This is a genomic window from Aeromonas sp. R6-1 (assembly GCF_040908165.1).
Lineage (GTDB): Bacteria > Pseudomonadota > Gammaproteobacteria > Enterobacterales > Aeromonadaceae > Aeromonas > Aeromonas caviae.
The window spans coordinates 1-21,906 of record NZ_JBFODF010000036.1 but is presented as its reverse complement, the minus strand read 5'-3'; the positions used below and the strand labels follow the sequence as shown (position 1 = coordinate 21,906).

15 protein-coding genes, 1 pseudogene and 1 riboswitch are annotated in these 21,906 nt (G+C 62.1%); of the genes and pseudogenes, 8 read left to right on the top strand and 8 right to left on the bottom strand.

Features of this window, described 5'->3' with window-relative positions:
* Window positions 1-573: 573 nt before the first annotated feature.
* From AB5Y68_RS10150 to AB5Y68_RS10125, 6 genes are all read right to left on the bottom strand, one after another.
* A complete protein-coding gene (locus AB5Y68_RS10150) occupies window positions 574-1,575 on the bottom strand; it encodes an ABC transporter ATP-binding protein (RefSeq protein WP_039040364.1) in 1,002 nt (333 codons plus the stop codon).
* Window positions 1,576-1,669: 94 nt separating this feature from the next.
* Window positions 1,670-2,707 carry an ABC transporter ATP-binding protein gene (locus AB5Y68_RS10145; RefSeq protein ID WP_039040349.1) on the bottom strand — a complete coding sequence of 346 codons (1,038 nt, stop codon included), beginning with the start codon at window positions 2,705-2,707 and terminating at the stop codon, window positions 1,670-1,672.
* Window positions 2,708-2,732: 25 nt separating this feature from the next.
* Window positions 2,733-4,550, bottom strand: coding sequence for an extracellular solute-binding protein (locus AB5Y68_RS10140; RefSeq protein WP_039040350.1), 1,818 nt, complete (start codon window positions 4,548-4,550; stop codon window positions 2,733-2,735).
* A gap of 82 nt (window positions 4,551-4,632) precedes the next feature.
* Entirely contained in the window at window positions 4,633-5,676 is a 1,044-nt protein-coding gene (locus AB5Y68_RS10135; protein ID WP_039040351.1) for an ABC transporter permease, read from the bottom strand.
* 2 nt (window positions 5,677-5,678) lie between these two features.
* Window positions 5,679-6,704 carry an ABC transporter permease subunit gene (locus tag AB5Y68_RS10130; protein WP_010675471.1) on the bottom strand — a complete coding sequence of 342 codons (1,026 nt, stop codon included), beginning with the start codon at window positions 6,702-6,704 and terminating at the stop codon, window positions 5,679-5,681.
* 356 nt (window positions 6,705-7,060) lie between these two features.
* On the bottom strand, window positions 7,061-7,333 hold the full coding sequence (locus AB5Y68_RS10125; RefSeq protein ID WP_103259636.1) for a hypothetical protein: 273 nt from the start codon (window positions 7,331-7,333) through the stop codon (window positions 7,061-7,063).
* Between the two features lie 110 nt (window positions 7,334-7,443).
* On the opposite strand from AB5Y68_RS10125, the gene AB5Y68_RS10120 reads away from it, so the two are divergent.
* The 7 genes from AB5Y68_RS10120 (at window position 7,444) to AB5Y68_RS10090 (ending at window position 15,199) form a co-directional block, all read left to right on the top strand.
* Window positions 7,444-10,050: a TonB-dependent siderophore receptor gene (locus AB5Y68_RS10120; RefSeq protein ID WP_039040352.1), complete on the top strand. Its 2,607-nt coding sequence runs from the start codon at window positions 7,444-7,446 to the stop codon at window positions 10,048-10,050.
* A gap of 102 nt (window positions 10,051-10,152) precedes the next feature.
* Window positions 10,153-10,917 carry a DUF3450 domain-containing protein gene (locus AB5Y68_RS10115; protein ID WP_039040353.1) on the top strand — a complete coding sequence of 255 codons (765 nt, stop codon included), beginning with the start codon at window positions 10,153-10,155 and terminating at the stop codon, window positions 10,915-10,917.
* Entirely contained in the window at window positions 10,914-12,287 is a 1,374-nt protein-coding gene (locus tag AB5Y68_RS10110; RefSeq protein WP_039040354.1) for a MotA/TolQ/ExbB proton channel family protein, read from the top strand. Before AB5Y68_RS10115 ends, AB5Y68_RS10110 begins: the two co-directional genes overlap by 4 nt.
* A gap of 10 nt (window positions 12,288-12,297) precedes the next feature.
* On the top strand, window positions 12,298-12,825 hold the full coding sequence (locus AB5Y68_RS10105) for a MotA/TolQ/ExbB proton channel family protein (protein ID WP_039040355.1): 528 nt from the start codon (window positions 12,298-12,300) through the stop codon (window positions 12,823-12,825).
* A gap of 67 nt (window positions 12,826-12,892) precedes the next feature.
* The gene (locus tag AB5Y68_RS10100; RefSeq protein WP_005327075.1) at window positions 12,893-13,300 is read left to right on the top strand and encodes a biopolymer transporter ExbD; all 408 of its coding nucleotides are present in this window, start codon (window positions 12,893-12,895) and stop codon (window positions 13,298-13,300) included.
* A gap of 16 nt (window positions 13,301-13,316) precedes the next feature.
* Entirely contained in the window at window positions 13,317-13,952 is a 636-nt protein-coding gene (locus tag AB5Y68_RS10095) for an energy transducer TonB (protein WP_039040356.1), read from the top strand.
* An 11-nt stretch (window positions 13,953-13,963) separates the two neighbouring features.
* Window positions 13,964-15,199 carry a lipopolysaccharide assembly protein LapB gene (locus tag AB5Y68_RS10090; RefSeq protein ID WP_039040357.1) on the top strand — a complete coding sequence of 412 codons (1,236 nt, stop codon included), beginning with the start codon at window positions 13,964-13,966 and terminating at the stop codon, window positions 15,197-15,199.
* A 342-nt stretch (window positions 15,200-15,541) separates the two neighbouring features.
* Here AB5Y68_RS10090 and AB5Y68_RS10085 read toward each other — a convergent pair whose 3' ends face one another.
* A complete protein-coding gene (locus AB5Y68_RS10085) occupies window positions 15,542-18,547 on the bottom strand; it encodes a glycosyl hydrolase family 18 protein (protein ID WP_368207148.1) in 3,006 nt (1,001 codons plus the stop codon).
* Window positions 18,548-18,692: 145 nt separating this feature from the next.
* Window positions 18,693-18,776: riboswitch (cyclic di-GMP riboswitch) on the bottom strand.
* Between the two features lie 293 nt (window positions 18,777-19,069).
* Here AB5Y68_RS10085 and AB5Y68_RS10080 point away from each other — a divergent pair.
* A complete protein-coding gene (locus tag AB5Y68_RS10080) occupies window positions 19,070-21,211 on the top strand; it encodes an ExeM/NucH family extracellular endonuclease (RefSeq protein ID WP_039040358.1) in 2,142 nt (713 codons plus the stop codon).
* 419 nt (window positions 21,212-21,630) lie between these two features.
* On the opposite strand, the pseudogene AB5Y68_RS10075 reads toward AB5Y68_RS10080, so the two are convergent.
* Window positions 21,631-21,906: pseudogene (locus AB5Y68_RS10075) on the bottom strand (IS1595 family transposase); the annotation flags it as partial.

Genomic DNA, 21,906 nt, shown 5'->3' with positions numbered 1-21,906 from the left:
CCTCCTCGGCCACCTCTCTCATATCCCCGATTCCACGCGCGGCCCTGGCTTGAAATCGTATCCATGAACAGGTCTGCATTTGAAAACCTTTTCCATGATTTATGTAAATTTACAACACAAAAAGTTGATCCAGCTCACATATGCCCCTAGGATCAGAACGTGACCAAGGTCACACAACCCATGAACCACAGAGAAACGAGGTCATCATATGTTCGAGAATCTGGCAGTGCTGTTCCACCTGAAGGGTGCAACCAGCAAGAAAGGTGCTGAAGAGAAAGACACTTATGCGCCTGCAACCCGCAATTACTACTTCCGTTATGGCGCCTGATATCGCCTGTCCGGAAGTTGAAATTAGCAACGTAATAAAACTACAAAACAACTCAGCAATCCACACAGCAGCCACCCCCATCGGGGCGCTGTCCTGCCCGGGCCAGAATTTCCACGGCCAAACCTGAACTCCAACCATGAAGATGGGGCCCGCAGGCCCCATTTTTTTATTCCGTTTCCGCCTCTATTGCGCCTCCTCGGTGCCACCTTGCAGCGATGCCGGTCGCGACGTGGCGGGCGCCGGCATCATATCGCCTTTCCCAGTGGCACCGCCTCCTGCACGGGCAAGGGGAAATGGCAGGCCACCTGATGCCCCTGCCCGCCGCACGCCTCAAGGGCGGGCGAGCGGGTGCGGCACAGATCCGTTGCATGGGGACAGCGCTGGTGAAAGTGGCAGCCACTCGGCGGCGAAATGGGGGACGGCACATCCCCCGTCAGCAGGATGCGCTGGCTGCGCCGCCGTGGATCCGGCACCGGAATGGCGGAGATGAGCGCCTGGGTATAGGGATGGCGTGGTGCCAGGTAGAGTGCCTGGGCCTCGGCCAGTTCGACGATCCGGCCCAGATACATCACCGCAATCCGGTCCGAGATGTGCTTGACCACCGACAGGTCATGGGCGATGAAGATGATGGCGAGGTTCATCTCCCGCTGCAGATTGAGCAGCAGGTTCACGATCTGGGACTGCACCGACACGTCGAGCGCCGACACCGCCTCGTCACACACCAGCAGCTTGGGCTTGAGGGCGATGGCGCGGGCGATGCCGATGCGCTGGCGCTGGCCACCAGAGAACTCATGGGGATAGCGATCCACCGCGCTGCCGGGCAAACCGACTTTCTCCAGCAGCTCCTGCACCCATGTCCGGCGCTGTTCGGCGTTGCCCTTGCCGTGGATGATGAAGGGCTCCTCCAGGATCTGCCCCACCGTGTGGCGGCTGTTGAGGGATTCTGCGGGATCCTGGAACACGATCTGCATCTCCTGACGCAGGGATCGCATCTCCTTGGGCGAGAGGTGGGTGATGTCACGCCCCTCGAAGGTGATGGAACCGGCGCTCGGCTCGAACAGCTTGAGCAACGAACGCCCCAGGGTGGACTTGCCGCATCCCGACTCTCCCACCAGGCCAAGGGTCTCCCCCTGCTTGAGATCAAAGCTGATGCCATCCACCGCGTAGACGGTGTATTGCTTGCGCAAGAAACCGCCACCCATCTTGAAATGCTGCTTTAAATTGCTTACCGACAACAAGCTGGTCATGACTTCCATCCCCGACGATTCATGGCAGCAAACGACCTGGTCGCCTTCCCGCCGCCTGGCTGTCCTGCGACACCCCGTCCCCACACCAGGCCGCTCATAGGCTCACCTCCTTCCAGTGGTGGCAGGCCACCCCGTGGCGTTCGCTCAACTGCTCGGTCACCGGTATGGTCTCCACGCAAAGGGGCGTGGCATGGGGGCAGCGGTTGGAGAAACGGCACCCCGCCGGCATCTCGTGCAGGGCGGGCACCTGACCCTTGATGGTCTTGAGCAGGCTCTTTGGCACATCTTCCAGACGCGGGATCGAGGCCATCAGACCATGAGTATAGGGATGGCGCGGGTGGTCAAACAGTTCATAGATATCGGCCCGCTCCACCGCACGCCCGGCATACATCACCACCACCTCGTCGCACAGCTCCGCCACCACCCCGAGATCGTGGGTGATGAAGATGATGGCCATGCCGGTCTGGGCTTGCAGCTCCTTCATCAGATCCAGGATCTGGGCCTGGATGGTCACATCGAGCGCCGTGGTCGGCTCGTCGCAGATGAGCAGGGCCGGTTCGCAGGCCAGCGCCATGGCGATCATCACCCGCTGGCGCATGCCGCCGGAGAGATTGTGGGGATAAGCCGCGAAACGCTGGGCAGGCTCGGGGATCCCCACCTTCTGCAACATGGCGATGGCGGCGTCACGGCGCTGGGCCTTGCTGTAATCGGGGCGGTGGAGGCGAAACACCTCCATCAGTTGATCGCCAACCGTCTGCACCGGGTTGAGGGCCGTCATGGGCTCCTGAAAGATCATGGAGATACGGTTGCCACGCACCTTGTACATCTGCTCCGGCGGCAGATTGAGCAGCTCCTCCCCCTGAAAGCGGATGGAGCCCGCCACCACCTGACCGTGGGGCCTTGGCAGCAACCCCATGATGGCCAGCGAGGTGACGCTCTTGCCGCAGCCGGACTCGCCGACTATCCCCAGGGTTTTGCCCGGGGCGACCTGGAAGCTGACCCCGTCGAGCACCTTGATCTTGCCGTCGTCGACGGCGAACTCCACCTCGAGATCCCGCACCTCGAGGATGGGGGACAGAGACTGCCCCTCATGATCTCTGGTGCCGGGGGCGGTGGCCTGTGTGTTGGGCATGACTGCTGCTCCCTTCTGGGCCACATCAATGATGTGCATAGGTCTTGTCGATCAGGGTGATGGGGGCCAGCGCCTTGCCGTCAGCCTTGGCCTTCTGGGTCTCCTCCTTCACCTTGGGATCGATCCAGAGCAGGCCGCCACTGCTGTGGGGGTAGCCATCCATGGGCCAGTAGAGCAGATCCGGGGTGTTGCGGGTGGCGGGCACCTCCGGCAGCATCACATAGCGCCAGCTGCTGGCTCGCACATAGTTGAGCTGAACGCCGGGCACGAAGATGGCGAGATCATAGATCCGCTGCTGGATCTGGTGGGAAAGCGCGGCCCGCTTGTCCATGTCGAACTCGACGTTGTAGGCGTCGATCAGGCTGTCGAGCGCTTTGTCAGCCACGTTGAACAGGTTGTTGGTCTGGGGCTTGTTGGCGTTGTCGGAGTGGAAGGACTCCCAGTATTGCGGATAGAGACCACCGCCCCCCCAGCCAAGCCAAGCCGCCTCGTGTTTCTTCTCCAGCATCACCTTGAAGCCGGTGGCGCCATCCACCAGATTGAGCTCCAGATCCAGGCCCGCCTTCTTGGCCTCTTCCTTGAGCACGGTCAACCGCTTGGAGTGCTCCTGGCTGGTGTAGGTGAGGGCCAGGGTGAGCCGCTCTCCCTTGTCGTTTTGCAGGATGCCGTCCGGTCCCTGCTTGCCGTAACCGCCCTTGGCGAAGTACTCCCGTGCCTTGGCGATGTCGTAGGCCCGCTCAGGGAGCGCGATGTCGGTGAAGGCCCCGAAGCCAGAGCCGAAGGTGGTAGCGCGGTCATAATCGCCGTGCAGCACCGTCTCTATCATCTTGTCGATGTTGAAGGCGTGCTGGATGCCGAGCCGCACGTTGAGATCCGCCAGCTTGGGATTGGCCACGTTGAGGTGAACCCCCTGCCCCCCCTGCTTGGTGTCGGTCATGGCCATCACCTTCTGCACGTATCCCTGCTTGTACTCCGGTGTGACCGCCTTCTCATGCCACCAGTTGGGCAGGATCATCTCGAAGGTGTCCAACTCCCCCTTGAGGAAGTGGCGGAACGCGATGTTGTGGTCGCGGATCACCTGCACCTTGATGGTGTCGAGGTTGAACCTGTGCTGGTTGTAGCGATCGTCTTTTGCCCACCACTCTTTCTGCTTGCTGAAGGTGACGGACTTGCCCTTCTTCACGTCGCTCATCACGTAGGGGCCCGTGGTGGGTACCACGGCCCAGTTGTACTGCTTCACCCAGTTCGGGCCCATCTTGTAGTAGTGCTTGGGCTGGGGCCACAGTTCGGTGGTGTTGAGGAGATCGAGCTTGGCCTTGCGGCTGCCCGCCTTGACCAGGATGGTGTGGTCGTCAATCTTCTCCACCGCCACCACCTCGGTGGTGTAGTAGTTGTTGAACCAGGGGCCCTTGATGTCCTTGGAGCGCATCATCTCGTAGCCGAAGGTGTAGTCATCGGCGGTGACCGGCTTGCCGTCGGACCACTTGGCGCGCGGGTCGAGCCTGAAATAGACGGTCTGGCTGTCCGGCGCGATGGCCCAGGCATTCGCCAGGGCCGGAATGGGGTTGCCCGTGTTGGGATGGAAGCTGATGAGCCTCATCTGGTTGTCGAGGATGAAGGAGCGGAACGAGCCGTTGGAATCCGGCCCCACGGTGCGAAACGTCAGCGGGAAGCTGTCGACGAAGAGATTGAGGTTGCCGCCGGGCAGCGCCTTGGGAGAGGCGAACACGGGGTCGGTGTCGTTGGTCTCCCACGTCAGATCCGCGGGCAGGCTGGCCGCCCACACCCAGGATCCGTTCAACAGCAGAAAGAGAGCACCTGTCCATTTGATTTTATTGTTCATGTTTGACTTCCTGGTCATGCCCCTGCACTGGGGGTTTATCAATTTAAGGGTGAGCGACCCGGCGCCTTGAGTGCGCCACAGGTCACTGATAACGGGTAAATTTGCGCGGGTCGAACGCCTCGCGGATCGCCTCGCCGATAAAGGAGACCATGATCAGCACCAGACTCACCGCCGCCACTACCGAGCTCACGATCCAGATGGCGTCGAGGTTGTTGATCCCCTGGGAGAGCAGCTCCCCCCAGCTCGGGGTCGGCGGCGCCAGGCCAAAGCCCAGGTAGTCCAGCGCCGTCAGGGTGGAGATGTTGCCCACCACGGCAAACGGGGCCAGGGTGACGATCATCATCAGGGTATTGGGCAGAATGTGGTTGAAGATGATGCGCCTGGTGCTCGCCCCCTGGGCCCGCGCCGCCATCACGTAGTCCCGCGCCCGCTCCTTGTAGGTGAGGGTGCGCATGTACCAGGTGATCCCCATCCAGCCGAACAGCACGTTGATGCCCACGAACAGGCCGAAGTTCGGCTTGGCCAGGGAGACCAGGATCATGATGACGTAGAGGAAGGGCACCTGGGACCAGATCTCGATGAAACGCTGCATCAGGAGATCGAATCGACCGCCGAGGAACCCCATCATGCAGCCGATGCTGACCCCGATGACATAGCTCGCCACCAGCGCGATGAAGGCAAAGCCGATGGCGATGCGAAAGCCGTAGACCAGCCGTGCCAATACGTCGCGACCGCTGGTGTCGGTGCCGAGGAAGTGGCGCTCCGCCAGGCTCGGGGCATAGGGCGGGTAGGCTTCCTCCTTGAAGTCCTGCTCATAGGGGTTCCAGGGCACAGGTGGCAGCAGCACCCAGTCCCCCTTGCCCTCTGCGGCGAATTTGTCTTTGAGCTGGCGGTAGTTGGTCTCGTACTCGTAGTCGAGCCCGAAGTGCTGGCCCGGGATCACGTCCCCATAGGTGGGGAAATAGAGCTCCCCCTGATAGCTCACCGCCAGGGCCCGGCTGTTGACCAGCAGTTCCGCCAGCAGAGAGATGACCACCAGGACCGAAAAGATGACAAAAGAGTAGTAGCCGCGCTTTATCGACTTGAAGCGCTTGAGTTTTTTCAGAGTTACCGGATTCAGGTTCATGCTCACTCTCCAAACCGCACGCGGGGATCGACCAGGGCAACGCAGATGTCGGAGACAATGTTGCCCACCAGCATCAGCATGGAGGTGATGGCCAGAATGCCCATGACGGTGGGGTAATCCCGCTCGACAATGGCCTCGTAACCGAGCAGGCCGATGCCGTCGATGTTGAAGATGGTCTCGATGAGGAAGGAGCCCCCGAAGAAGACGGTGAGCACCGACCCTAAGTGACTCGCGATGGGGATCAGGCTGTTGCGCATGGCGTGATCGGTCACCGCCTTGCGAAACGGCAACCCCTTGGCCACGGCGGTGCGCACATAATCCGCCGACAGGTTCTCCATCAGGCTGTTCTTCATGGTCATGGTGAGGATGGCGAAATCCCCGATGGCGTAGGCGATGAGCGGCAGCAGCGCGTGGGCGAAGACGGTGCGGATCTGATCCCAGCTGCTCTCCATCCCGTCAAACTCGTCCCCCGGGAAGCCCCCCATGGGCAACCACTCCAGATGGAACGCAAAGACGGTGATGAGGAAGATCCCCACCACGTAGGCGGGCAGCGCATAGGCCATGTAGATGAGCATGGAGCTCAGGGAATCGAAGCGGCTGTTGTGTCTGAGCGCCTTGGCCACTCCGAGCGGGATGGAGACGGCATAGCTCAGCAGAAAGGTGGCGAGCCCGAAGAAGGCGGTCACCGGCAACCTCTCCTTGATGAGATCCCACACCGGCTCGTAATAACGGGTCGACTCCCCGAGATCCAGCACCGCCAGCTTCTGCAACCAGTCCCAGTAGGCGACCAGCATGGGTTTGTCGAGGCCGTAGAACGCCTTGAGCTCTTCAATCTGTTCGTCGGAGAGTGCCTGCGCCCCCTTGCTGCCACTGGAGCGGCCGGACTCGTTTTGCGAGACCTGCGCCTGCAGCAGCATGCGCTCGACCGGGCCGCCCGGCACGAAGCGGGTGATGGTGAAGACGAGCAGGGTGATACCGAGAAACGTCGGGATGATCAAAAGCATCCGACGTAGGAAATACGACAGCATGGTGGAACCTCGTCCTTGTTGTTCTTTTATGGCCAGTCACATCCGGTGACGGGCCTATCCTTACCTGGCATTACTCACTGAATTGACTGGCATTGGCAGACAATCCGGCTCGGTCACTGTAAAAGCTCTGCAACAAAAATCAAGTAGAACCCTGTCTGCGACCAGGAATGTCCCCCCGCAGCATATCCCGCGGATGATTTTTTCCAAAAAAACCAACTTCAATATAAAAAACTGCTACGCCTACCCGTCCAACTCGATTTTAATTATTAAAAAATTAATTACACAGGTGTTTTAATCCAAATCAAGCAGAATAAAATCAACAAGTTAATGATAATTCGGGTTGTTTTCTCATTTACCTATAAAAGAAGAGGGATAGCCTCCCCCACCATCCGTTCCCCGGAAAACGCTCTCGCCATAAAAGCAGATGAAAATACTGCAAAAAACCGTTTTCTCGATATCGGCACCGGAGTGACAAGCGACTTATCGATAAGTTCAAAAATAATCAATAAAATTGTAAAAATCGAACTTAACAACATCTTTACATAAGTTGACGCAACATTTACGGAATAAAACGCCAAAAATATTCCATCAAGTGCATATTCCCATCTAATTCCCTCTGCTGCCCCCATCCCCGCCGCTCCATTTGACGTCCATCACCAAACCTTGATAAGCCTTACGCACCGCTCCAACGAGGGCGGTAATGGAAGCAAACAATAAACAATCAGGAAGGATACTAGCGATGCTTAGGAAAAGCAGACTCTCTGCTGCCGTAGCGTTTGCCTTGGCGAGCGCGGCAGTTGTGGCCACCCCTGTCCTGGCCGAAGAGGGCCAGAACGTAGAAAAACTGCAAAAAATCAAGGTCACCGGCTCGCGGATCTCCCGGGTCGATGTGGAAGGCGCCACCCCGGTCGTCTCCGTGACCAAGGCGAAAATCGAGCAATCCGGTCAGCAGACCGTCGCCGATTACCTCAAGCAAGCCTCCTACAACTCCTTTGGCGGCGTCTCCCCTGCCTCCGGCAGCTCCTTCCAGTCCCAATCCACCGTCGGCCTGCGCGGCCTGGGTTCCGAGCGTACCCTGGTTCTGCTGAACGGCAAGCGGGTAGCGGGTTCCCCCACCATGGGCGGCACCTCCATCAACCTCAACACCATCCCCATGGCCGCCGTTGAGCGGGTCGAGGTCAACCTGGACGGCGGCTCCGCCATCTATGGTTCCGACGCCATCGGTGGCGTGATCAACGTGGTGCTCAAAGAGGGCTACGAAGGGCTGGACTTCCAGGGCCGCATCGGCTCCCCGAGCGAAGAGGGCGGCGACGAGAAGAGCGGCTCCATCGTGGCAGGGGTGGCCGGCGAGAAGGGCTCCCTGATGGCGGTCTACGAGCACGACAAGAAGGACGTCATCTACGCCCGGGATCGTGACTATCTCTCCAAACAGGGCAACGACTCCCCCAGCCCCTACGGCCGCAACGTGGAAGGGATCACGGGTCTTGACGCCAACGGCGACCCCATCTGGAAATACGGCCCCCTGGCCGGCGCCACCAATGCCGACGGTTCATGCAAGGAGCCCTTCGTCGGGTTCGAGGGCGGCTGTAACTTCAACTACGGCCAGGTCGCGGCCACCACGGCCTCCCGCAGCCGTGACACCCTGTACGTGAACGGTCGCTACCACATCAACGACAATGTGGACTTCGTGCCGCAGATCATCGGCTCCCGAGTCGAGAGTTTTGGCCGCTTCGCCCCGGCCGCCGGTGCCTTCACCATTGACCCGGCCAACCCGAAGAACGCCCAGTTCTTCGCCGACAACGGCCTGGATGCCGCCGCCACCCAGGGTCTGGGTGAGGCTGCCTACGCCTACTACCGCTTCAGCAACGTCGGTCCCCGTGACAACTATGTCACCGACACCACCGGCAGCATGAACCTCGGCTTCGAAGGCACCATCGCCACCGAAAGCGTCGGCGACATGCAGTGGAACGCCGGCTACATGTACTCCAAGACCGACAACAAGGAGAACGGCACCGGTTACGTGCTGAAGTCCGCCGCCCAGCAGGCGGTCGCCGACGGCAAGTTCGTCGGTGGCGAGTTCGACGCCTCCACCACGGCCTCCATGGCCGCCGACACCAGCCGCCGCTCCACCATGGACTTCTACCAGTGGTACGCCGGTGTCCAGTGGGACATGGGTGAACTGCCGGCCGGTCCGGTCAGCTGGTACGCCGGTGCCGAGTACAACGACTGGGTCTATGCCGACAAATACGACGCCCAGTCCGAAGCCGGCAACATCATCGGCTCCTCCGGCAACTCCTCCGGTGGCGTGCGTGACGTGACTGCCGCCTACATCGAGTCCCTGGTGCCCATCACCGAGCAGATCGAGCTGAACGTGGCCGGTCGCTTCGACAAGTACAGCGACTTCGGCAGCGCCTTCTCCCCCAAGGCGAGCCTGCGTTACCAGCCGCTGGACAACCTGATGCTGCGCACCTCCTGGTCCCGTTCGTTCCGCGCCCCCAGCCTGAGCGATCTCTACTCGGCTGACTCCTTCTCTGCCGACTGGGCGAAGGATTACGTCTACTGCGAGGCCAACGGCATCTCCGCGGCTGACTGCCCGAACCGCCAGTACGACACCACCCGTACCTCCAACGAGGATCTGAAGGAAGAGACCGCGGACACCTGGAACTTCGGGGTGGCCTACAGCCCGGTGGATGACCTGAACCTCTCCCTGGACTACTACACCATCAAGATCGAGGACGTGATCCAGCTGAACTCCCTGCAGTCTCTCATCTATGACGAACTGAACAGCGGCAGCTCCAGCAGCATCACCCGCAACAGCCAGGGCAAGATCAGCAACGCCATCGCACCCATGGTCAACCTGGGGACCCTCGAGACCTCCGGCCTCGACCTGAAGGTGGATTACACCTACGACCTGAACTACGCCACCGTGCGTTATGACCTGGGCGGTACCTACATCCTGAAATACAAGGAAGGTCTGTACGCCGGTGGTCCCATCATCGACAAGATCGGCCAGAACGGTCTGCCCCAGATGCGCTTCAGCTCCGGTGTGGGTGTCAACGTTCCCCAATGGTGGAACATGGATACCTACCTGAGCGCGAACTACATCGACTCCCAGAGCCAGGATTACATCGCCGATACCGGTGAGGAAGTGGGCCACATCGCGTCCCAGACCACCTGGAACCTGAACGTCGGCGTGGAAGCGCCCTGGAACGGCAAGATCCAGGTCGGCGTGAAGAACATGTTCAACGTGGGCCCGTCCCTCGAGAGCGATGGCTTCACCTATGACGACGAGCTCTACAGCATCGACGGTCGCATCTACTACCTCGACTACAGCCAGAAGTTCTAATCCACCAGCAAACCACAAGCCGGCCCGTTCGGGCCGGCTTTGCCCAAGGTCCCAAGGAAGTTACGGAGATAGGGTAATCCTATGAAAACAAGGACAACTACAATGAAGAAAGCGCTCCTCGGCAGCCTGATTTCGGCTGCCTTGCTGACCAGCTTCAATCTGAGTGCCGCCTCTGCCAGCCAGGCCGTGGACGCTCAAGCCGCCACCGACAATGCATCCAAAGTTTCCCAGCAGAAGATCGACAGCTACGCCGAGTCTGCCGAGTCTGCCCTGGCCCAGTACAAGGCCGCCCTGCGCCAGGCCGACAGCCTGCGCACCTACAACGAGCAAGTGGGCAAGATGGTCGACTCCCAGAGCGCCGAACTCGCCTCCATGCAAAAGCAGATCGCCCAGATCGACCAGACCAGCACCGAAGTGGTGCCCCTGATGCTCAAGATGATCGACTCCCTCGAGCAGTTCGTCTCCCTGGACCTGCCGTTCCAGAAGGTGGAGCGTGAGGACCGCGTGGCGGCCCTGACCGATCTCATGAACCGGGCCGACGTCACCATCTCCGAGAAGTACCGCAAGATCCTCGAGGCCTACCAGATCGAGGAGGGCTTCAGCCGCACCATCGAAGCCTACAAGGCGAGCCTGGACAAGGATGGGGACGAGAAGACCTACGAGTTCCTGCGGGTCGGGCGCATCGCCCTGCTCTACCAGTCCCCGGATGGCAACGAGACCGGCATGTGGAACAAGAAGACCCGCCAGTGGGAAGTACTGCCCCAGGAGTATCGCAGTGCGGTTGAACAAGGCCTTCGCATCGCGAAGAAGCAGGCGCCCCCCGCCCTCATCAAGCTGCCGGTTCAAACTGCGGAGAAAGCATCATGAAAGGAATCAAACTTGCCATCGCCTCGCTGATCGCGGGCGCTACCCTGGTCACCCTGCCGGTGACCGCCGCCGAGAAGCCGGTGGATCTCAACGCCCTGCTCAATCAGGTCAAGGCCGCCAGCACCAGCGAATCCCAGCTCAACAAGGAGCGGGAAGCCCGCTTCCTGGCTGACAAGAACGAACAAGGGGCCCTGCTCGCCAAGGCCAAGGCGGATCTCGCCGCCGAAGTCGCCAGGGGCGAAAAGCTCAAGGCCACCTTCGATGCCAACGACAAGCAGCTCACCGAGCTGACCGAAACCCTGCGCCAGCGCTCCGGCAACATGGGCGAGATGTTTGGCGTGCTGCGCCAGTTCGCCGGCGAGTTCAAGGGGATCTTCAACGCCTCTGCCCGCCGGGTCGAGCATCCGGAGCAGACCGCCCTGCTGACCCGCCTGGCCGAGAGCAAGGAGCTGCCCTCCAGCGATGACCTGACCGCCTTCTGGACCACCACCCTCAGCCGCATGGTCGACGGTGGCAAGGTGAGCCAGATCCCGGCCACCGTGGTCTATGGCGAAGGCAACCAGGCCCAGAAGACCGTGACCCAGATCGGCGAGTTCAACACCGTCTCCGAAGGCAAGTACCTCACCTTCGTGCCGGAGACCGGCAAGTTCGAACAGCTGCCCCGCCAACCCGACAAAGGAGTGCTGGAACCCATCGCCGACTTTGAACAAGGTGGCGGCAGCGTCGAACCCATCTTCGTCGATCCGTCCCGCGGCGTGATCCTCTCCCTGCTGGTGCAGTCGCCGACCCTGAAGGAGCGCATCGATCAAGGGGGTGAAGTGGGCTACGTCATCATGGTACTCGGCGTGCTCGGTACCCTGCTGGCACTGTTCTGCGGCGCTCGCCTCTCCCTCATCGGCGGATCCATGCGCAAGCAGCTCAAATCCGATCAGATCATCAAGGGCAATCCCATCGGCGAGATGCTGGGGGCCTACCAGAGCCATCGTGGCGACAACATCGAGGATCTGGAATCCAAGCTCGACGAGATCATCCTGCGCAACGTGCCCAAGTTCGAGAAGGGCATCAGCATCATCAAGCTGATCGCCTCCGTCGCCCCGCTGCTGGGTCTGCTGGGGACAGTGGTCGGGATGATTGCCACCTTCCAGGCCATCACCCTGTTCGGTACCGGCGATCCCAAGCTGATGGCGGGCGGTATCTCCGAGGCCCTGGTGACCACCATGCAGGGTCTGGTCGTGGCCGTGCCCATGCTGTTCCTCTACACCATCGTGCAGACCCAGAGCCGTCGTCTGATCCAGGTGCTGGAAGAGCAGAGCGCCGGTTTCGTCGCCCGCTACCAGGAACGTCTGCACGCCGCCAAAGCCGCAGCCTAAGGAGTCACCCATGTGGTTCTGGTTGATTGAAGAAGTCGAGTCGGTCCGCCGGTTTCTGGGATTGGGGGGCGACGTGCTGGTCGCCCTGTTCTTCCTGACCCTGATGATGTGGGCCCTGCTGCTGGAGCGCTGGTTCTACTTCATGGCGGTCTACCCCAAACAGGTGAAGCAAACCAAGGCGGCCTGGCTGGCCCGCACCGATCACCTCTCCTGGTCCGCCAGGCAGATCCGCCGCGAGCTGGTCTCCAGGGTTGCCATGGCGGTGGACAAGGGGATGCCGGTCATCAAGGTGCTGATCGCCCTCTGCCCGCTGATGGGGCTGCTCGGGACCGTGGTGGGCATGGTACAGGTGTTCGACACCCTGGCCATCACCGGCACCGGCTCACCGCGGGCGATGGCCTCGGGGATCTCCAAGGCGACGGTACCGACCATGGCGGGCATGATTGCCGCCCTTTCCGGCCTGTTTTTTGTCAACCAGCTCGATCACAAGGCCAAGTTGGCGGTGCAGAAGCTGGAAGACAACCTGAAACACGGCTGATGCAGGATGCACATCCCCGGCCGGGCCATGCCCGCCGGGGCACAGAACAAGCAAGGAGTTTTTTGCCATGAGAAAACGTCACAGCGACAGCGGTGCTGACGAGGCGGCCATCGATTTGACCCCCATGCTGGACATCGTGTTCATCATGCTGATCTTCTTCATCGTCACCACCTCGTTCGTCAAGGAGTCCGGCGTGGAGATCAACCGCCCGAGCGCCAGCACGGCCGAGACGGTGAAGAAGGGGAACATCATGGTCGCGGTCCGCGAGAACGGTCAGGTCTGGGTCGACAAACGGGTCGTCGAAGTGGGTGCCGTGCGCGCCAACATCGAGCGGCTGCGGGCGGAGAACCCGGAGAGCGCCGTGGTGATTCAGGCCGATACCGAGTCCCGTTCCGGGCTGGTGGTGCAGGTCATGGACCAGATCCGCATGGCCGGTGTCCAGAACATCTCCATCGCGGCGAGCAAGAGCAGCTGATGCCGGAGCGAGCCCTATGAGATACCTGATATCGTTGGCGGTCTCCTGCGTGGTGGTGTTCTTCCTGTTCCTGGGAATGAACAAGCTCATCACGCCGGATCACCGGGAGCTGACGGAGCGGGAGGACGTCACCATGACCGACTTCATCCGCCTCAAGCCTCAGGAGACCCTGCAAGAGAAACAACGGGAACTGCCCAAGCCGCCGCCCCCGAACCGCCCGCCGCCCCCGCCCGAGATGGAGGTGGCGAGCACGGACAGGCCGCAGATGGAGAGCTCCCCCATGGACATGCCCAAACTCGACATCCCGGTCAACATCGGTGGCGGCAACGCCCTGGGTGCCTACAGCACCGGTGGCGGTGGTGGCGGCATGGGTGGCAACAACGGCGCCATCCCGATGGCGACCTTCGAGCCCATGATGCCCCGCAAGGCGGCCCTGGCCGGTCTCGCGTCCGGCAAGGTACTGGTGGAGTTCACCGTCACCGAGCGCGGTACCGTGAGCAACATCCGCATCGTCAAGGAAGAGCCCCGCAGCTATGACCTCGGCAAGGCGGCACGCCAGACCATCGCCAAGTGGACCTTCAAGCCGGCCATGGTGGACGGCAAGCCGCAGGCCAGTCGCATGCAGCAAGAGATCGAGTTTGCGACCAACTAAGGAGGGTGGCGATGAAAAAGTTACATACCCTGATCCTCGCCCCGGTGGCCATGGCGGTGCTGCTCAGCACCGCCACCTGGGCCGCCGAACAACCCGCCCTGTCTGACCGCGCCTACCGCGCGGTCAACAAGGCCCAGGCGTTGATCACCGAGAAGAAATACGGCGAGGCCAATGCCAAGCTGCAGGAGGCGCTGTCCGGCGCCGGCGAGCGGGTCTACGACAAGGGGGTCATTTTGCAGACCCTGGGCTTCGTGGCGGCGCAGCAGGAGAAGTACGGTCAGGCGACCAAGTACTTCGCCGACGCCATCGCCACCGGCGGCCTGCCGCCCCCGGTGGCCCAGCAGGTGCGCTACAACCTAGCCCAGCTCTACATGGCGGAGGGGAACTTCAAGGGTTCCATCAACACCATGAAGGAGTGGTTCGCAAACCTCGGCAAGGACGAGAAGCCGACCCCGCACGCCTACATCACCCTGGCCAACGCCCATGTGCAGCTCAAGCAGTACCGGGAAGCCATTCCGGCAGTGGACAACGCGATCAAGCTCTCCGCGGGCAAGGCGCCGGAGTCCTGGTACCTGCTGAAGATGGCGGCCCACTACGAGCTGAAACAGTACAAGCCGGCCACCGAGGTGCTGACCGTCCTGGTGGACCGCTACCCGGAGAAGAAGAAGTACTGGACCCAGCTCTCGGCCATGCACATGCAGGCGGGCAACGATGCCAAGGCCCTGGCGGCACTGGAAGGGGCCTACAACCTCGGCATGCTGACCGAAGCCAACGAGTTGCAGCGGCTCGCCAACTACCTCGCCTTCGCCGGCATTCCCCACCGCGCCGCCCGCGTGATGGAGAAAGCCATGAAGGAAGGGCAGATCGAGAGCACCGCGGCCAACTACAAGACGCTCGCCAACTACTGGCATCAGGCCAAGGAGCTGGACCCGGCCATCGACACCCTGGCCAAGTCCTACAAGCTGGCCCCCAATGCCGAGCTGCAGCTCAAGATGGCGCGCATGATGATCCAGAGCAAGCGCTACCAGGATCTGGTGGCCTTCGCCGCCAAACCTGCCGCCAACGCCAGCGGCGAGCAGCGGGCGGACCTGAAGTTCCTGACCGGGGTCGCCTATTTTGAGCAGCAAAAGCCCAAGGAGGCGCTCTCCGCCTTCACTCAGGCTGCCCAGAACGGCAATGTCAGTGGTCGCGCTTCCCCCTGGATCAGCTTCTTGAAAGAGCAGCAGGGCGGCGCCGTCACCCAATAAAGCTGCGCGGCCCGGCTGGCGGGACGGGGATCTCCCCGACTCGGCATCCGGGCCGCGACACATCGACAAGGGGGTCACCCCGCAGATTGCCTTGGTGGCAATTGGCCGCTCTTCGGAGCGGTCTTTTTTATGGCACCGCCCCTGCCCTTTTCCCCCTCCTTCTCCTGATGCAAGGCACAAAAAAATCCGGAGCCTGGGCTCCGGATTGGGTCATTGCCTTGCGAGAGAACAGGCCATGCAAAGTGCCGGCCTGCCGCTCAAACGGTCATCAGTAGCTGCACACCAGCGTCCAGCTGCCGTCGCCCGCTCTGAGTTCGCTGCTGGCACAGCAGCCGGGACAACTCAGTAGTTGCATACCAGCTTCCAGCTGCCATCGCCCGCCTTGGGCTCGCTGCTGGTCCACCAGTTGGCCTGCCACACCGCCTTGCCGTTGGTCATGCGGTCGTTGCCATTGGCGTGATCCCCGCGCGGCCAGGTCGGATAGGCATTGTAGTCCGCCGGGTTGACGTTCTGGCTGGCACAGGTGGTGCCACCGCTGCCGCCGTCACCACCGCCACTGCTGCCCAGCACCGCCTCGGCCAGGGCCGGGAAGTCGAACTTCAGGCCTATGGTCTGGCTGCCGGCAATCAGGCGCATGCCACTCGGCACGCCGGCGGTCGGCAGGTAGTAGGTCATGGCCACTTCCACGTCGGTGCCCGGCGTCCAGGCTTTCCAGGCCGGCAGCGTCAGAGCCACCTTGTGGAAGTCCTTTTCATTGGCGATGCCGTCCGAGTTCTGGTTGCCACCGCTCTCCACCACTTTCAGCCCCATGCCGCTCTGGTCGGTGATGGTGTCTGAGGTGGAGGTGGGGACCAGGAACTCGATGCGGGTGCCACCCGGAATGGTCTGGGTCGACTTGTTGGTGAGCTTGAGGGTCGGGTTGATCGGGTAGTTGGAGTCCCCTTCCTTGAAGCCGGAGAGGCTCACGCCGATGTCGAGCTGGGCGGCCGGAGCCGGCAGATCATTCTGCTTCAGGGCCGCCTTGTCGGCCTTGCTGAACTTCTCGTAGGCGAGGCTGGTGAGGGTGCTGCCCATCACGTACTCGTTCTTCGCGGCGTCGAAGTCATAGTCCCCCGCCATCTCCCAGAACATGACGCCCCCGAGGCCCCGCTTGACGATGTAGTCGAGCTTGTGACCCATGGACTCTTCATCTTCGGTGGAGAGGAACACCTTCTTCTGCTCGTTCCAGAGCCAGGGCGCATGAGCCTTGTCGTCGTAGTAACGCACATACTGGCCTTGCATCACGTGGGCCGGGTTGTTGGGATCCAGACCCCAGGCCTGGCCGTAGCTCGGCAAGGTGGTGATGCCGAGGCTGGCGGCGTGCTCCAGGTTCTTGGCATGCCACATGGGCACGGCGCCGCCGCCAATCTCCTTGCCGTTCTTGTCAAGGTCATGCCAGATGTTGTCGATGCCCACCGCCCCGTTGCCGCACGGAATGGTGCTGCCACCGGTGCCCGGCTGGCAATCGCTCTGGCTCGGCAGCGCCGCCTTGCCACCCAGACCGTGGGTGCCACCGGTGACCCCCTGCCAGCCACGGGTGTAATAGGGCACCCCTATGTTGATCTTGCCCGCCGCCAGGGCACCACGGAAGTAGTGGGCCGCCCAGGCGGAGTTGAGATAGCCGATGCCGCCAAACTGGGCCTGGGTGTAGACACCCCACTGGGACAACTCGGGATCCGCCTTGTTGTCGAACAGGGCGGCGTTGTGACCGACGAAGTGGTTCCAGGCACCGTGGAAGTCATAGGTCATCAGGTTGACGTAGTCGAGGTACTGGGTGACCTGGAAGTTCTCCATGCCGCGCAGCAGGTAGGCCGAGGCCGGCGAGGCGATGGTCAGCATGTACTTGCGACCGTCCTCGGTGCCGGCGCTGTCGAGCTTGTTGCGCAGGGTCTTCATCAGCACTTCATAATTCGCAAAGAGCTTGCCGCGACACTGGTTGGAGAGCGGGAAGTCGTTGGGGTTGCCCGCATCCTTCATAGAGGTGGGGTACTCGTAGTCGATATCCACCCCATCGAAGCCGTACTGGCGGATGAAGCCCACGGCCGAGTCGGCAAAGGCGTTGATGCCGGCGGTGTTGACCGAGCAGTCGCCCTTGGTGGTGGCGGCGTAGAAGCCGCGGGTATCGGCCCAGCCCCCGACGGAGATGAGGGTCTTCACGTCCGGGTACTGCTTCTTGTACTTGGACAGCAGGTTGAAGTGACCCTTGTAGGCAAACTCCGGATCCATCTCGGCGCCCGGCACCCCGTTCCAGGTCAGCTTGGTGGCGGCGTCATCCACCTTGATGGTGTGACTCTGCTCGTCCACCGCCGCGAAGGCGTAGTTGATGTGGGTGATCTTGTCCCAGGGAATGTCGCTCACCAGGTAGGCGGGCAGGCCGTTCTTGCCGGTGCGCCAGGAGGTGAAATACCCGATGACGCGGCGGCCGTGGTCATCCCCCATGCACTCGCTGCCGTCGGCGCGGTAGATCTGGCGCACGTCGCAGGAGAGGTTGCCGCCGGTAGGGGGCAGGGCAGCTTCTTCCACCTGCACGTCCACCTGGGCCGACTCGCCAGAGAGGTTGGTCTTGTCGGTCGCCACCAGCTTGAGGCCGGTCAGCCCCTTGTTCTGGGGCGTCCAGCTCAGCTGCCAGGGGGCGCTGGTGTCCTCGCCCACCTTCTGGCCATTCACGAAGAGCTCGACCTTGGCGACGTCGTCATTGGCGTCGGTGACATTGCCGCTCACGGTGAGGGCGCGGCCCAGGGTCACCCTGGCGCCGGCGGCGGGGCTTGCGATGCTCACCCTGGGCGCCTCTGGCGCCACCACGGCGGCGACCTTGAAGCTCGAATCCGCCTCGCTCAGCACCTTGCCGTCTTTATCCAGCGCCCGGGCCTTGAGGGCGTGATTGCCCGCACCGGCGGCAGACCAGCTGGCACTCCAGGGAGAAGCCGTGGCGGTGGCCACCAGAGCGCCGTCGATGAGGTATTCCACCCGGGCGAGCGCCGTGACCGGGCCGCTCAGCGTCACCGCCAGGGCCACACTGGCCCCCTCGCTGACGCTGGCACCCACGGCGGGGGAGCCGATGGCGACGACCAGGGCCGGCGGCGGCACCTCGCCACCATACAGCTTCCAGGCATCGGCCCAGACGGTGCCGACCCCGGGCTCATAGTGGTAGGGGGACGCGCCGCACCAGCCGGAATAAGGGAATTCCTTGCATTCATAGAGGGCGCCTGCGTTGCTGACGATGTCGCCAGCCTTGTAGGCGGTGCCGGCCTGATAGGCGGGGTAAGCGGCCTGCGCCCAGGCAGGGACGGCCGCAAGGGCGACCAGCATGGCAAGCCTGCTGGGCCTCAAGATCTGTTGCATATTGTTATCTTCCTTGTTTTGTCTTGGCTTCAATACCGGGAAAAGCGCAATCGCAACAGGGAACAAGGGAGCGACAACAGGCCATGGACGGGCCACAAACCCTCAAGTCACCCTGGGTAACCCCGCTGTCTGGCCCGGATGGGACAGATCGGAGGCTTTGCGTCCCGGCATCACTGCCGGTTTGCCCTTTGCCTGGGTTCCGTGAGGAACGGCTCGAGTATAGGAAGCAAGTGACCACTGCTCAATCTTTATTCTCGAAGGAAAATATGTGAATGCTGGTCGCCTCACACTTTTCGCTCCCACCTGATGACAAATAGATCATCAATATCAAACTGTTAGCCACGTCAAAAAATGGCAGATGGGCTCCTTTGTCTCCTCATAATGTGCGTTGGTTCACTGGTCAGAGCTGCCAGAAATGTGACAATGCGCGCCCTTGGCCACGATGCCAAGGCTATGGAAACACTGGCAAAAATAAAAAAAGGAATACCCATGAAAGGAACACCTACCCTGCTGTCGCTGGCCGTGGGGCTCGCGCTCGCGTCCACCTCTCTCTACGCCGCCGGCTTCAGTTGCCCGGCCGACAGTGCCCTCACCCCCATCCCCGCCATCCAGGGCAGCGGCGACAAGAGCCCCCTCGTCCCGGACGATCAGTTCGAAAGCGCCCGGAGCGTCTCGGTCAAGGCGGTGGTCTCGGGTCTGGGGGAAAGCCTCAACAAGGGCTTCTACCTGCTGGATGTGCAGGGGGACGGCAACCCCGAGACGTCGGACGGCATTTTCGTCTACCTCAACGACAAGAACTTCGCCAGCAAGTACCCGGACATCCAGCCGGGCGCCCTGGTCTGTCTGGAGGCCAAGGTCGAGGAGTATTACGGCCACACCCAGCTCAAGCCCCTGTTTGACGGCAGCACGCCGCGCCTGACGACCCTGGCCCAGGGCGCCGCCCCGGCCGCCACGGCGCTGCGGGTACTGGAGGGGGAAACCCTGGCCCGAGCCCTGGAGCGTCACGAAGGGATGCGGGTACGCCTTGACGCCGACAGCGCCCTCAAGATAAGCCGCAACTTCAGCTACGACTATGCCGCCCGGCGCAACAACCTGGTGCTCGCTCACGGCGGCCCGCTGATGAAGCCGACCCAGCTCCATGTGGCGAGCAGCCCCGAGGCCGTGGCGCTGGCCGAGGCCAACGCCAGCAACCGGGTCTTCCTCGAGTCGGACGTCAAGGCGGGGGACGGCAAGATCCCCTGGCTGCCCGCCTGGGAGCCGGAGCAGGGTTACCTGCGCATCGGCGATGCCCCGGTCAATCTGGAGGCCATGGTCGGCTACAGCTACAACGAGTACCGCCTGATCGTGCCCCGGGATCAGACCATCACCGCGGGGGATCTGCTGCGGACCGGCGACAACGACCGCCAGAGCGCCCCGGCCCGCCTGGATGGCACTGACCTTCGCATCGGCAGCTTCAACGTGCTCAACTACTTCACCAGCCACTCCAGCGTGGGGGGCGCCCTCAACGTGCTCTGCGCGGATCAGGCGGATGCGGACAGCGCCAAGGGCTGCAACCGCGGCGCCAAGAGCCTGGAAGAGTTCCAGTTGCAGCGCGCCAAGATCGTCAACGCCATCACCGAGATGGACGCCGACCTGCTCGGCCTGATGGAGATGGAGAACAACGGCTTTGACGAGCACGCCGCCCTCCACGATCTGGTGGAGAGCCTCAACGCCAGGCAGAAGGAGGCGAGCAAGCACTACGCCTTCGTCACCCTGCCCAAGGCCCTGCTCACGGAGGATCGCTTCTTTGGCGGCGACGCCATCATGGTGGCCATGATCTACCGCCCCGCCCTGCTCACCCCGAGCGGGGATGCCGACGTCATCCCCCTGCCCCAGCAGCGCTACACCACGGGCGGCGTCACCAAGAGCGCCGGTCAGCGGGACTCCCTGGTCCAGCGCTTCACCGTGGCGGGCAGCGACGCCCCCCTGACCCTGGTGGTCAACCACCTCAAGTCCAAGGGGTCGGGCTGCTATGAGAACGGGGATGGCAAGACGGAGCCTGCGGATCTGCAGGGCAAGTGCACCGAGTTTCGGGTGAGCGCCGCCAAGGTGCTGGGGGAGGCGGTGAGCAAGATGCCGGGCCAGGTGCTGCTGGTGGGGGACTTCAACTCCTACGCCAAGGAGGATCCCATCCGGGTGCTGACCGACTATGCGCCGGTCGCGGGGGAGCGCCAGATCCGCTCCGCCTCCCACACCTACATCGGCGACAAGCCCTATGAGCAGATGGGCCAGACGGTGGCCAAGGGTTACGGCCTGGTGGATCTGAACGTCAAGTTCAACCAGGAGAAGGCCATCTCCTACAGCTACGAGGCCGAGCTCGGCACCCTGGACTACGCCCTCGCCAACCCGGCGCTGGCTGACAAGGTGGTGGCGGTGGCCGACTGGCACATCAACTCCTTCGAGAGCAACCTGTTCGAATATGGCAGCGCCTACACCGGCGACCTCATCAAGTCGGACAACCCCTTCAGCGCCTCAGACCACGACCCCGTCATCGTCGATCTCAAGCTCAAGGAAGCGAGCAAGGGGGGTGGCGGCGCCATGGGCGCCCTGCTGCTGGCCCTGTTGCCGCTCGCCTGGCGGCGCCGTCGCTAAGACGCGGCATCCTCGATGCCAGGTGCAAAGCCCGCGATGATCGCGGGCTTTTTTTGTGCCAGGGCCATTTGAAAAACAAATGCAAAGGGCCACATCATGGGATTAATAAATACCTTGTTGCCCCACCCCGCCCCTTTCCCGGAGGGCTGGCACCCTGCCGACGGTGAAACCCGGTGCTGACATCAGGGGCCGGATAGCGTATCCCGCAGGTTGCCGAACGAACCAACCACCGCGCGGCAGAGGATGGCATCGCGCAGCCCGCGCCATGGCCATGGCGGCATCAGCGCCAATCCCCACCCTCACCCCCGTCAGCGGCGGCCAGAGCCGCTGATGCCCTCGCGGACAGGGTGAAGCGCCATTTGCCAGACAAATGCAAAGGGCGAGATCATGGGAAATCCAAATGACAGGCAAACAAAAGGCTATGTCCCAATTACGTGTTGCATCGGGTGCCCTAGCGCCTCATGCAAACACATCTTGGTATTTACCTCCCTGCCGTAACGTTCCAGCATCCTGCGCCAGCCCAGATAATTCCTCAGGTAGTGGGTTGCGACTCCATGGAATCGTTCCATCCACTCCTTCAACCGCCGGTGATATCCGTTCACATGCTGGATGTGGTATGCCCCAATGACTCGCTCACCTCGACGGTTGTACACCACCTGATGTGTTATGCCCCGCGCTTGGCTGAAACTGGCATA